The following is an 11,926-nucleotide window of genomic DNA, read 5'->3' on the forward strand; positions in this document are numbered from 1 at the left end:
GAGAGTTGGGGATTGCTGATAATGACGAAGGAAAGCTCATAGAGGCTGGTTGCCGTGGTGCTTGTCGTTGACCCTGACGCGCTGCTTGTCCGCCAGGAGGTCCATGGCCTGGACCAGGACCGGTCTGGTCTGCTCCGGGTCGATCATGGCGTCCAGCTCGCCCATCTCCAGGGAGAGATTGGCGTTGACAGTGCTGGTTTCATACTCCTGGGCCAGCTTGTTCCGCAGCTCATCCACGTCCCGGCCGGCCTCCTTGGCCTCCTGCAGGTCGCGCCGGTGGATGATGTTGACCGCGCCCTGGGCTCCCAGCACTGCTATCTGCGAGGAGGGCCAGGCATAGTTGAGGTCCGCGCCAATGGCCTTGGAGCCCATGACGATGTAGGAGCCGCCGAAGGCCTTGCGCAGCACAATGGTGACCATGGGCACCTGGGCGTTGGCGTAGGCGTAGATGACCTTGGCCCCCCGGCGGATGATGCCGGCATGCTCCTGGTCCGAGCCCGGCTTGTAGCCAGGGGTGTCCACCAGGGTGATGACCGGCAGGTTGAAAGCGTCGCAGAGGCGGACGAAACGGGCCAGCTTCTCGGAGGATTCCACATCCAGGCTGCCCGCGTCCACCATGGGCTGGTTGGCCACGATTCCCACCGGTCGACCCTCCAGGCAGGCGAAGCCCACCACGATGGACCGGGCATAGAGCTCCTGGACCTGGACCAGCTCGCCGTAGTCGACGATGGCATGGATGACGTCCAGCACGTCGTAGGGCTGCCGGTCATTCTCGGGGATGACCGTGGCCAGGCGCTTGGCGGCCTGACGCTCGGCATGACCGGAGATGAAGGCATAGCGGGGAGGCTCCTGTCCGCTGTTGGCAGGCAGGTAGGCCAGGACGGTCCTGGCATAGTCGATGGCATCGGCCTCGTCCTCCCCCAAGTAGTGGGCCACGCCGGAACGGGTGTTGTGCACGTAGCCGCCGCCCAACTGGTCCATGCTGATGGTCTCGCCGGTGGCCGCCTTGACCACGTCGGGACCGGTGACGAACATGTCCGAGTTCTCCTTGGTCATGATGATCAGGTCGGTCAGGGCCGGGCAGTAGACGGCACCGCCGGCGCAAGGGCCCAGGATTAGGGAGATCTGCGGGACGAAACCGCTGGCCTGGCAGGTCTTGCGGAAGATGCGGCCGTACTGGGTCAGGGCGGCCACACCCTCCTGGATGCGGGCGCCTCCCGAGTCGATCATGGCCACGATGGGGACCTTGATCCGCAGGGCCATATCCATGAGCCGGCAGATCTTCTCGCCCTCGGCCCGGCCCAAGGTCCCGCCGCGAACGGAGAAGTCCTGGGCGTAGACGCCGACCTTGCGCCCGTAGACCAGACCGAAGCCGGTGATGACAGCAGATCCCGCCCGGTCCCCGGCGATGTCGCCGCCGGCGAAGCGGCCCACCTCCTCGAAGGTGTCCTTGTCGAAGAGCAGATCCAGACGCTCACGGGCGGTCTGCTTGCCCTTGGCGTGCTGACGGTCACGGGCGTGCTCCTCGGCCTGCTTGGCCAGGGCGGCGGCCCGGTGGATGCCCTGTCGTACCGGCTGGGAGCCCAGGGTGGATTCGGTGACGCTCATGCCTGCTCCTCCCCGCCCAGATCCAGGGTGACCAGGGTCTGGCCCGGATCAACCCCCTGGGCCACGGACACGTCGATGGTCTTCACACGGCCCTTGGCCGGGGCATAGACGTAGTTCTCCATCTTCATGGACTCCAGAACCACCAGCAGGTCGCCCTTGTCCACCTCCTGGTCGGGGGCCACGTTGATGCGGGTGACCACAGCCTGCATGGTGGCCACGATGACCCCGGACCGGGCTGCATCCTGCCGGGGTGCGCCCGGCTCCTGATCGCGCAGCCCACGCCCGCGCAGGGGCTGCCGAGGCCTGGAAATGCCGCCGTGGCCGCCGGCGCCACCCATGCCGCCCAGCAGTGACTGGGGCAGGGACAGCTTGACCCGCTTGTCATCGATCTCCACGTTGTAGGTCTCCATGGGATCGCTGTCCCGGTCCTGTTCCTGGGCGGAGGCGCCGGAGACCGAAGCGGGCTGACCACTGCCGTTGGAGGCAGGCTCCACATTCAGGTAGACCCGTTCCAGCCACTTGGTGGACACGTCGAAGGAGTGACCGCCCTCGGCGGTGAACTCGGGGTTGGTGAAAATCTTCTGGAAGAGGCCGGCCGGAGTGGGGACCCCGCTGATGCTCATCTCGCGCAGGGCCCGACGGACCCTGGCCACGGCCGACGGACGGTCCTGGGCGGTCACGATCAGCTTGCCCATCATGGAGTCGTCCCTGGGCGAGACCGTGTCGCCCACCTCGACGCCCGAATCCACGCGGATGCCGGGGCCGGAGGGCCATTGAATCGCCTCGATGGTCCCTGAGCTGGGGGTCAGGTTGGTGGCAGGATCCTCACTGGTGATGCGTAGCTCGAAGCTGTGGCCTCGGGGCGGAGGCGCCACGTTCAGGGAGCCGCCGTCGGCGATCCGCAGCTGCTCGCGGACCAGGTCCAGTCCGCAGACCTGCTCGCTGACCGTATGCTCCACCTGCAGCCGGGGGTTGACCTCCATGAAGTAGACGTCATCCCTGGGGGTGACCAGGAACTCACAGGTGCCCAGGCCCACGTAGCCCACCGTGTCGAACAGGCGGCGGGAGAATCCCTCCAGCTGGGCGATCACATCGTCGGACAGGAAGGGGGCCGGGGCCTCCTCCACCAGCTTCTGGTTGCGGCGCTGGACCGAGCAGTCCCTGGTGGAGTAGACGGTGAACTGGCCGTGGCTGTCCCTGCCGGACTGGGTCTCCACGTGCCGGGCCCGGTCCACGAACTTCTCTATGAAGTAGTCACCCAGGTCGCCGCCCTGAAGGGCATCATGGTTCATGTAGAAGGTACGCAGCTCATCGCTGTCGTTGATCAGGGTGATTCCCCGGCCGCCGCCGCCGTCAGCCTTCTTCATCATGACCGGATAACCGTGCTCGTCGGCGAAGTCCAGCAGGGGACGCATGTCGGTGACGGGCTCGCTCAGGCCCGGCACCACAGGCACCCGGGCCCGCTCGGCCACCTTGCAGGCGGTGATCTTGTCGCCCAGCTCGTCCAGGACCTCCGGATCAGGCCCCACCCAGGTGATGCCCGCCTCAATCACCTTTCGCGCGAAGGAGGAGAACTCGGACAGGAAGCCATAGCCCGGGTGGAGGGCGTCGGCGCCGGCCCGGCGGGCGATGGAGACGATCAGATCCTCATTCAGATAGGTCTCCATGTTGGTGTCCCCAGGCAGTAGGTAGGCCTCGTCCGCCATCTGGGCATAGGGGGCGTCCCGATCCTGGTCGGCGTAGACGGCCACGGTGGCGATGCCCATCTCCTGGGCGGTGCGCACAACCCGTAGGGCTATCTCGCCGCGGTTGGCGATCAGCAGTTTTTTTCATTCCCCTCTCCTCACTGGTTGCTCAAGGGTGATTCGGACTGACGGAAAGCACGAACAGTTGGGGGTTTAGACCCCCACAGCAGCTACTTCAGGCAGGACGCCCACGTCTGCCGTGGAAACGTCAACTTGGCTGCCGTCGGGCAACCGCACGCGCAGGGAGGCGTCCGGATTGATCTCCAGGGCACGGCCCTCCACGGGCTCACCGGCCACGGGAACGACCCTGACCCGCCTGCCCAGCGTCCAGCTGAGCGCGGCAATCCGCGAGCGCAGCCCCTGCGGCCCGTTCAAAGTCCTGTCCAGCGACCCGTCAACGCCGAGGGGGGCCATCTCCCCACTCAGGTGCCAGCTGATGGCGTCGACCAGGTCGTCGCGCAGGGTCTGGTAGTCGGGCAGGTCCCGGTAATGGAGCTGCAGGGAGGTGGACTCCGCAATAGGCAGCGCCTGCCGGGGCAGGAAGAGGTTGATGCCGATGCCGACAGCCAGGGCCGACCAGTCCTGATCCACCCGGACCAGCTCGCAGAGGATGCCCCCCAGCTTGGCTCCGCGGCAGAACAAGTCGTTGGGCCACTTGAGGGTCAGGACCCCGTCAGGGTCGCCGCCGTCAGCCAGTCGGCAGCCGTGGTACTCAAGCACGTCCTGCAGGCCTTCCAGAGCAGCCAGTCCCGCCACCATAGGCATCCATCCGCCAAAGGGTCCAGTCAGCAGGCTGGTGGGCAGCGGCAGTGCCCAAGTGGCCAGCAGGGAGCGTCGGGGCTGATTGACCCAGGTTCGGGCGAGACGACCGCGGCACCGGGACTGCGCATCGGCAACCGCTACGCTCAGCGGCATGGTGCTCCCCCCGGCGCCCGGCCATCGCCGAATACCTTTACTTGCGACTCTTCCCTCGTATCGTGTAGTCGTAGAAACACCCTGACGGGCATTTTTTCGAGGCGTATCTTCGGCTTTTCCCCTTGTGCCAGAGGCCAGTCCCTTCACGGCCTCCGTGCTCGTTGTCGCTTCACCGCCCCCAAACAGCCGCTCGACCCGGTCGCGCGCATCCGAATACGTCGAGGCTTCCAGAGCATGAGCCACGAGCGTATTGGTCGAATCGACGGTGTCGAGCACCACGATCGAGGAGAGTACGCCACTGTCCAGCGATGCCGATGGCTGCCACTTGATATTCTGATGAGGCACGCGTTCCACTATACGGCACAAGGGGTCAGCCCCGGTAGCGAACCACCCACAAAAGCGAAGGCCGGTTTTTGTATCTTTTCACAGGGGACCCCTGGACAGCTCTGAGCGCATCCTCGGATGGGCACTGGATAAAATGGGGAAGCCGTACACCAGGCATGACCCGCGAAAGGGGTTCTTTTGAGCGCAGACAGCGGAAGGGCGCAAGCGAGAGAGGCGGGCGAACAACCTGTGCAAACATCGGCCTTGCAGACCAGGAGGCCTGGTTCCCGTGCTTCCCGGACCATCGGCCTGGTCCTGGCCCTGCTGGCCTGCCTCTGGATCGCCTGCTGCACCGGTCTGGGCCCCATCTACCGTCAGCAGGGTTCGCTGACACAGTTGGGTCTGCCCCAGGTGCTGATCATGCTGGGAACCCTGGCCGTCTGCCTGGCCCTGGTCCTGGCCTTTCGCCGGATTCTGCTGGGCTCCGAACCCCTCAGGATGCCGCAGCGGCTGACAGCCCTGGCACAGCGCCCACGGATGCGTGCCTACGCGACCTTCATCACCCGGCAGACCAGCGGCTGGCGACCCATCATGCGCCTGCTCCTGCTGGGCTGGGCCTGGGCCTTTCTCACCCTGCTGGCCGCCTACGGGGCCGACCTGTATGCGCAGGCCCAGGAATGCGCCAACTTCCTGGCCCAGCTGCAGGGCGATCAGCCCCCCTACGGCGGCAATGCCTTCACCCAGATGGACGTCTACCCCATCGGCCATTACCTGTGGCCGGGGCACCCCACCTTCCTGACCGACCAGCACAACATGGTGCTGACCCTGGTCTACGGGATGACCATCATGGCCTCCAACCATCTGACCGGATCCTATGATGCAGGCATCGTGCTCCTGGCAGGGTTGCAGGTGATCTTCGCGGCCTTCTGTTGCGCCGTCACTGCCGACCGCTTCCTGCGCGGCAGCGGAACCGGGCAGGTCGGTGCCCTGGCCCGCACCCTGGTCGTGCTCTTCTTCCTCTTCTCCCCCTTCGTGGTCTTCAGCACCTTCAGCCTGACCAAGTCCCCCCTCTTCGCCTTCGCCTTCATCTGGTGGTTCGGCATCTGGCACCAGCTGGAATCGGGGGACAAGAACTCGCCGCTCTACGCCAGCCAAGCGGCCCGGTTGTGGCCCGGCCTCGCCTTGAGCACCCTGATCATGCTGATCAGCGCCAAGTACGCCCTCTACATCGTCCTGGCCCAGCTGGTCCTGGCCCTGATCATCCACCGTCGCCAGTGGGCCACCATCCTGATAGGACTCCTGCTGCCCCTGCTCCTGTTCACTGGAGTGACCGGGGCTCTGACGGCCACGGGAACAGTCATCCAGGGTGACCCTGTGGAGAGCCGCAGCATCCAGCTGCAGCAGATCGCCCGGGTGGCCAAGCTCAACCCCCAGGGGATTCCGGCCCAGGCAAGGGCCGACCTTGAGCCCATCATGGACCTGGACAATGCCGCCATCCAATACACCCCCTGGGAGGCCGACCGGGTCAAGTCCTCGGGCAACCAGCCCAAACTGATCGTCTATCGCTGGAGGACCGTCACACCCGAGCAGCTGTCCCGGCTGAATCGGGCCTGGCTCCAGGTTGGAATGCGCAACCCGGTGATCTACCTCGATGCCTTCATGGCCGAGTCCTACGGCTACTTCGACCCCGGCGACCCTGCCTACGTGGCCATGTCCTACTACCTCAACAACGGCTACGTGCAGAACTCGGGCTCCTGGCTGGCGGCCTGGTGCCACGACTGGCGCAACGGGGTGACCGGATTCGTCAGAACCTGGGCCGACACCCCCCTGCTAGGCCTGGTGGCACGGGCCAACTTCTGGGTGGTGGCCGCCCTGCTGCTGATAGTCGCACGCCTGGCAGCCGGTCACTGGCGCGGGGCCCTCTGCTGGTTCCCCCTCCTGCTGATCATGGGGGTCATGATCACCGCACCAGCCAACAACTTCGAACGGCACATGCTCCCTGTGGACATGGTGGTGCCCTTCCTGATCCTGGACATGGTCCGGCAGAGCCGCCGCGCCCGCGCCGAAAACCTGATGGACCGGCCGACATGATCGGCAAGTCGAAGCGGCCCAGACCGAAGGACGACGACCCTGCCGAGGCGCAGGAAACTCACCGGACACCTGCCGCCTCCGATGCCGCCATGGAGCAGATTCTCCTGAAGACACTGGATCATCTGGAGGAGGCACTGCCCTGGACCGGGTCCCTGCCCGCCGATGGGCGCAGAACCTTGGAGGGGGCCATTCGAACCGCTCTGGACGACCTGCTCTCCCGACTTAACACCAAGGGCACGGAAGACAGCGAAGTCCCCTCCCCCGTGCCAGCCGAGCTCTCCCGGAGCCTGGGCCCGCACCGGGCCATGGAGCTGACCCGGGTCATTCTGGACATGCTTGAGGATGCTGGCCGGACCATGGGTGCCGAGGGGGAACGGTCCACGCTGGTCTACACCCGTCATGCCGCCACCGCAGCAGCCGCTCTCTATGCCGACCTGGCCGAGGCAAGGAACGGACGCAAGGCCGCAACGGAGTCCAGAATCATCCGGCACTTGATTGAACAAACGGCAGATACACGGACCGTTGACGATCTGGCACGGCTGGGATGGCCGACCGAATTCGACTGCTTCGCCGTCGTTGGCGAGGCCCGGGGCAACGATGACGGACAGGGCATGGAGAACGCCCGCCAGCCCATCCACACTACGATGGCCCGTCAAGGCGGCAGGGCATTGATAGGCGAGAGCGAGGGACTGATGGTGGTCCTGATCGACCCCAACCGGTCGGGCACTCCGACCGACTTCTGCGCGTCCATCCTACGCTTCTTCTCCGACGAGTCAGCTGTCTGCCTGGGGCCGCTGAACCACGGGATCCCCGGTGCGGGAGCCTCCATTCGAGCCGCCCTGAGCACACACGCGGCGGCCCCGGCTGTTGCCGACCCCATCACCGCCGCCCTGCCCAGGCCACTGCACGCCGATGACCTGCTTCCCGAACGAGCCCTGAACGGGGACAGGGACGCTGCCGATCAGCTCTACCAGGAGGTCTATCTGAGCCTGGCCGGCCAGGATCCGGACGGGCCCCTGCCGACCACCCTGCTGACCTTCCTGCGCTCGGGCAACTCGCTGGAGGTCACCGCCAAGAAGCTGGGAATCCATCCCAACACCGTACGCTACCGGCTCAGGCGCTGTGTGGAGGTAACCGGCTGGGATGCCATGGACCCACGAGAATCCTTCGTCCTCCAGGCAGCCCTGATCATCGGCAGAATCCGAAGGCCGCATCCGGGTGCCGACTGACTGAGGCCTGTCCAACTGCTGCCTGGCCAAGATATGAAAAGGGCGGGGACCCGAAGGTCTCCCGCCCTGGAAGTATACAGCCGAACCGGCTTAGAGCACCGCGATGTCCAGGGGGACGCCCGGACCCATGGTGGTGGTGACGGTGGCCTTGGTGATGTAGCGGCCCTTGACCGTGGCCGGCTTCAGGCGCTTGATCTCCTCGTCGACCGCGTGGAAGTTCTCCTCCAGAGCCTGCTGCTCGAAGGAAACCTTGCCAACCGGGAAGCTCAGGTTGCCGTTCTTGTCCACACGGAACTCGATACGTCCGGCCTTGATCTCGGTGACCGCCTTGGCCACATCCATGGTCACGGTGCCGGTCTTGGGGTTGGGCATGAGGCCACGGGGACCCAGCACACGGCCCAGACGGCCGACCTTGCCCATCATGTCGGGGGTAGCCACCACGGCATCGAAGTCCAGATAGCCGCCGGCGACCCTGGTCACCAGCTCGTCGTCGCCCACCTCGTCGGCTCCGGCCTCGGCGGCTGCAGTCGCCTGGGGACCACGGGCGAAGACCAGGACGCGCACGGTTTTGCCGGTGCCGTTGGGCAGGCTGACGGTGCCGCGGACCAGCTGGTCGGCCTTGCGGGGATCCACGTTCAGGCGGTAGACGGCCTCCACGGTCTCGTCAAACCCGCGCTTGGGCATGCTCTTGAGCAGGGCGATACCCTCCTCGGGGGTGTACAGGTTGGTGCGATCGACCTTCTCGGCCGCCTCGCGGTACTTCTTGGAACGCTTGGTCATCTGCTTCTCCTATCAGCAGTCGCGGTGCGGGCAAGCGTATGCCCTACCGCTCACAACGAAAATTTCAGTCGGTGACGGTGATGCCCATGGAACGGGCGGTGCCTTCGATGATCTTCATCCCGGCCTCGACGTCACGGGCCGACAGGTCCTCCATCTTGGTCTGGGCGATCTCGCGGACCTGGGCCTTGGTGACGGATCCCACCTTGGTGGTCAGCGGGTTGCCGGCACCCTTGGAGACACCGGCCGCCTTGCGCAGCAGGTCGGCTGCCGGCGGAGTCTTGGTGATGAAGGTGAAGGAACGATCCTCGTAGACGGTGATGATGCAGGGGATGACCTGGCCCATCTTGTCCTTGGTGGCATCGTTGTACTGCTTGCAGAAGTCCATGATGTTCACGCCGTGGGAACCCAGTGCAGGACCCAGCGGGGGCGCGGGGTTGGCCTTGCCGGCCTCTATCTGCACCTTGATCAGCGCGGTGACTTTCTTCTTTGCAGCCATATGCTGGTTCTTCTTTCTACGAAGCGGTGATGTCGGAGATCATAAATCCCCTCCCGCAACCTGTTCTTTCCAAATGTGCTCCACAAGGGAGCACAAGCTTGACGATTATCGCATCGACCGAGAACCGGCCGACGGCACTCAGACGATCTTTTCCACCTGGTCGAAGCCCAGCTCCACAGGAGTGTCCCTGCCGAAGATGGAGACCAGAACGGTCAGCTTCTGCGTGGTGGGCTCCACGTCGGAGACCACGGCGGCCATGGTGGCGAAGGGTCCTTCGGTGACGGTGACCTGGTCGCCGACGGCGTAGGAGACCTCCACCGTGCGCTTCTTGGCTGCCTCAGGCTTGTCCCCAGCGGCCTTCAGTGCCTCGGAGGCAATCATGGGGGCCATCATCTGCACGACCTCCTTGCGGGTCAGCGGCGCCGGCTCCTTGCTGGGGCCGACGAACCCGGTGACACCCTCGGTGTCGCGGATGATACGGCGGGCATTCTCGTCGGGCCACATGCGAATCAGCACATAACCGGGCACACGCACACGGGTGACGACCTTCTTGCCCTTGTCGGTGTGCTTCTCGACCTCCTCCATGGGAATCTCCACCTGGAAGACCTTGTCCTCCAAGCCGAAGGAGGCCACGCGGGACTCCACGTTGGCCTTGACGCGCTTCTCGTAGCCGGAATAGGTGTGCAGAACGTACCACTTGCCCTCAAGGGTGCGCAGCTTCTTGGAGAACTCGTCCACGGCACGCTGACCGGGGTCCTCCTGATCAGCCTGGTCATCGTCAGAGGAGCCGTCGGAATCGGAAGAATCGGCCTGAGTCTGCTCGGTCTGTCCGGATTCGGCGGGTGTGCCGTCCTGCTCGGCCTGCTCCGAAGAAGTTCCGAGCTGCTGATCCTGGACCTGGGCATCCTCCTGCGTGGGGGCATCATCGGACGCCGACGGGACCGACTCTGCGGCCTGATCGGGGTCCAATCCCTCTCTGGTCAGATCATCACTCATGGATCACTCCACCTTCTACCTTGTCACGGCTCAGCCAAATATCAGGAAGGCCAGTTTGCCCAGCCCGAAGTCCATCACGGTCACGAAGACCATCAGCAGCAACACAAAGATGAAGACGGCCACGGACCAGCCCACCAGTTCCTTGCCCGTGGGGGTCACGACCTTGCGGATCTCATCGATGACCTGCTTGATGAAGAGCCCGATACGCATGAAGAAGTTCGGCTTGGCTTCCTCAGCCCCATCCTTCTGTGCCATGGTCATCCGTCCTTCGTTTGTTCTGCATCATCTGCTGCAAGCCTTGGCAGGGAAGGCGGGATTCGAACCCACAACCTACGGTTTTGGAGACCGTTGCGCTACCAATTGCGCCACTTCCCTATCGGAACTTCCCCCAGCCTACTCGACAGGGAGGAAAAACCGCCAAATCGCAAGTCTAGCCTAAAGGGTGGATTGCGTCCAACCGTGTTGCCCCGAGAGCATTTTGCCCGGAAGCCGGATCAGGCGCTGACCCAGTCCCCAAGACGCCGCATGCCCTCGGCCAGATCGTCGTCGGCCAGCGCGTAGGAGAAGCGCAAGCAGCCGGGCGCGCCGAAGGCCTCACCAGGCACGGCCGCCACCTGGATCTGCTCCAGGATGACCTCGGCCAACTCACCCGAGGTGGTACAGACCGTGCCTTGCGGACCCACTGGCCGATTCAGCAGACCAGTCACGTCGGCAAAGGCGTAGAAGGCACCCAGGGGTTCAGGGCAGGTCACCCCATCCATGTCATTCAGCGCATCCACAATGGCCCGTCGACGCAGGGCAAAGGCCGACCGCATGGCCTCAACGTCCTCCAGACCGCCGGTCAGGGCTGCCAGGGCCGCCTGTTGGGAGACGTTGGCCACGTTGGAGGTCATATGCCCCTGAAGCTTGGCAGCCGCCTGGGCCACCGGCAGGGGTGCAACCAGCCAGCCCACCCGCCAGCCGGTCATGGCATAGGTCTTGGCCACACCGTTGACCACGATCAGCTGATCGCGCACCTGGGGCACCAGAGCGCCAGGATAGGGGGTGCGCGCCCCCTGGTAGGTCAGGTGCTCATAGATTTCGTCACTGATCACCCAGATCTGGTGCTCCATGGCCCAACGGTCCACGGCAGCCACCAGGTCGTCGTCCCAGACCGCCCCGGTGGGATTGGCAGGCAGATTGAGGATGATGGCACGGGTATGCTCGGTTCGGGCCGCCTCCAGCTGCTCCAGGCTGGGGATATAGCCCTGGTCGGCTCCACTGAGCACCGGGACCGGCCGACCACCAGCCAGCAGAACCATCTGGGGATAGCTGGTCCAGTAGGGCGCGGGAATGATGACCTCATCGCCGGGGTTCAAGAGGATCTGGAAGGTCTCGTAGACCGCCTGCTTGCCGCCGTTGGTGACCACCACCTGATCCGGGTCGATTTGATAGCCCGAGTCGCGCAGGGTCTTGTCGGCGATGGCCTGCTTCAATTGGGGCAGGCCCGCTGTGGGCGTATAGCGGTGGTTGCGCGGATCCAGACAGGCGCGGGCCGCAGCCTGAACGATGTGGTCAGGTGTGGGGAAGTTGGGTTCGCCGGCACCGAAGCTGATCACATTCATGCCTTGGGCCTTCATGGCCTTGGCTTTTGAATCCACAGCCAGAGTGGCACTGGGGGCCACCGCATCTATGCGTCTGCTCAGGGTCTGCCATTGCGCCATAGTCATGTGGCCATGCTACCGCCCAGCACCCCCAGGGCT

Annotated in this window: 10 protein-coding genes and 1 tRNA gene; 2 read left to right on the top strand and 9 right to left on the bottom strand. The window is 64.8% G+C overall.

Annotation, left to right across the window (positions count from 1 at the left end):
- Positions 1-36: 36 nt before the first annotated feature.
- The 3 genes from P272_RS0103350 to P272_RS0103360 all read right to left on the bottom strand — a co-directional run bounded on the left by P272_RS0103350 (position 37) and on the right by P272_RS0103360 (position 4,268).
- Positions 37-1,608 (bottom strand): acyl-CoA carboxylase subunit beta, encoded by a 1,572-nt coding sequence (locus tag P272_RS0103350; RefSeq protein WP_029678141.1) that lies wholly within the window; start codon positions 1,606-1,608, stop codon positions 37-39.
- The gene (locus P272_RS0103355; protein ID WP_441293853.1) at positions 1,605-3,392 is read right to left on the bottom strand and encodes an acetyl/propionyl/methylcrotonyl-CoA carboxylase subunit alpha; all 1,788 of its coding nucleotides are present in this window, start codon (positions 3,390-3,392) and stop codon (positions 1,605-1,607) included. Before P272_RS0103355 ends, P272_RS0103350 begins: the two co-directional genes overlap by 4 nt.
- 114 nt (positions 3,393-3,506) lie before the next feature.
- Positions 3,507-4,268 carry a biotin--[acetyl-CoA-carboxylase] ligase gene (locus P272_RS0103360; protein ID WP_052323170.1) on the bottom strand — a complete coding sequence of 254 codons (762 nt, stop codon included), beginning with the start codon at positions 4,266-4,268 and terminating at the stop codon, positions 3,507-3,509.
- A 522-nt stretch (positions 4,269-4,790) separates the two neighbouring features.
- Here P272_RS0103360 and P272_RS0103365 point away from each other — a divergent pair.
- Complete coding sequence (locus P272_RS0103365; protein WP_155804965.1) at positions 4,791-6,683, top strand: DUF6020 family protein; 1,893 nt, start codon at positions 4,791-4,793, stop codon at positions 6,681-6,683.
- A complete protein-coding gene (locus tag P272_RS08860) occupies positions 6,680-7,912 on the top strand; it encodes a PucR family transcriptional regulator (RefSeq protein WP_052323171.1) in 1,233 nt (410 codons plus the stop codon). Before P272_RS0103365 ends, P272_RS08860 begins: the two co-directional genes overlap by 4 nt.
- A 90-nt stretch (positions 7,913-8,002) precedes the next feature.
- Here P272_RS08860 and rplA read toward each other — a convergent pair whose 3' ends face one another.
- The 6 genes from rplA to P272_RS0103400 form a co-directional block, all read right to left on the bottom strand.
- A complete protein-coding gene (gene rplA, locus P272_RS0103375; RefSeq protein WP_029678147.1) occupies positions 8,003-8,692 on the bottom strand; it encodes a 50S ribosomal protein L1 in 690 nt (229 codons plus the stop codon).
- A 64-nt stretch (positions 8,693-8,756) separates the two neighbouring features.
- Complete coding sequence (gene rplK / locus P272_RS0103380; protein ID WP_015022451.1) at positions 8,757-9,188, bottom strand: 50S ribosomal protein L11; 432 nt, start codon at positions 9,186-9,188, stop codon at positions 8,757-8,759.
- Between the two features lie 138 nt (positions 9,189-9,326).
- The gene (gene nusG, locus P272_RS0103385; protein ID WP_029678148.1) at positions 9,327-10,184 is read right to left on the bottom strand and encodes a transcription termination/antitermination protein NusG; all 858 of its coding nucleotides are present in this window, start codon (positions 10,182-10,184) and stop codon (positions 9,327-9,329) included.
- 30 nt (positions 10,185-10,214) lie between these two features.
- The gene (gene secE, locus P272_RS0103390) at positions 10,215-10,439 is read right to left on the bottom strand and encodes a preprotein translocase subunit SecE (protein ID WP_029678149.1); all 225 of its coding nucleotides are present in this window, start codon (positions 10,437-10,439) and stop codon (positions 10,215-10,217) included.
- A 44-nt stretch (positions 10,440-10,483) separates the two neighbouring features.
- A tRNA-Trp gene (locus P272_RS0103395) sits at positions 10,484-10,559 on the bottom strand.
- A gap of 119 nt (positions 10,560-10,678) precedes the next feature.
- A complete protein-coding gene (locus P272_RS0103400) occupies positions 10,679-11,887 on the bottom strand; it encodes a pyridoxal phosphate-dependent aminotransferase (RefSeq protein WP_029678150.1) in 1,209 nt (402 codons plus the stop codon).
- Between the last annotated feature and the right edge of the window lie 39 nt (positions 11,888-11,926).

The sequence above is a fragment of the Bifidobacterium sp. 7101 genome (assembly GCF_000499285.1).
GTDB classification, from domain to species: Bacteria; Actinomycetota; Actinomycetes; order Actinomycetales; family Bifidobacteriaceae; genus Bombiscardovia; species Bombiscardovia apis_A.

Excerpts from the sequence above, each read along its gene's own strand:
- secE (WP_029678149.1), bottom strand. The coding sequence starts at position 10,439 with ATGGCACAGAAGGATGGGGCTGAGGAAGCCAAGCCGAACTTCTTCATG.
- rplK (WP_015022451.1), bottom strand. The coding sequence starts at position 9,188 with ATGGCTGCAAAGAAGAAAGTCACCGCGCTGATCAAGGTGCAGATAGAG.
- rplA (WP_029678147.1), bottom strand. The coding sequence starts at position 8,692 with ATGACCAAGCGTTCCAAGAAGTACCGCGAGGCGGCCGAGAAGGTCGAT.
- P272_RS08860 (WP_052323171.1), top strand. The coding sequence starts at position 6,680 with ATGATCGGCAAGTCGAAGCGGCCCAGACCGAAGGACGACGACCCTGCC.
- P272_RS0103400 (WP_029678150.1), bottom strand. The coding sequence starts at position 11,887 with ATGGCGCAATGGCAGACCCTGAGCAGACGCATAGATGCGGTGGCCCCC.
- nusG (WP_029678148.1), bottom strand. The coding sequence starts at position 10,184 with ATGAGTGATGATCTGACCAGAGAGGGATTGGACCCCGATCAGGCCGCA.
- P272_RS0103360 (WP_052323170.1), bottom strand. The coding sequence starts at position 4,268 with ATGCCGCTGAGCGTAGCGGTTGCCGATGCGCAGTCCCGGTGCCGCGGT.
- P272_RS0103350 (WP_029678141.1), bottom strand. The coding sequence starts at position 1,608 with ATGAGCGTCACCGAATCCACCCTGGGCTCCCAGCCGGTACGACAGGGC.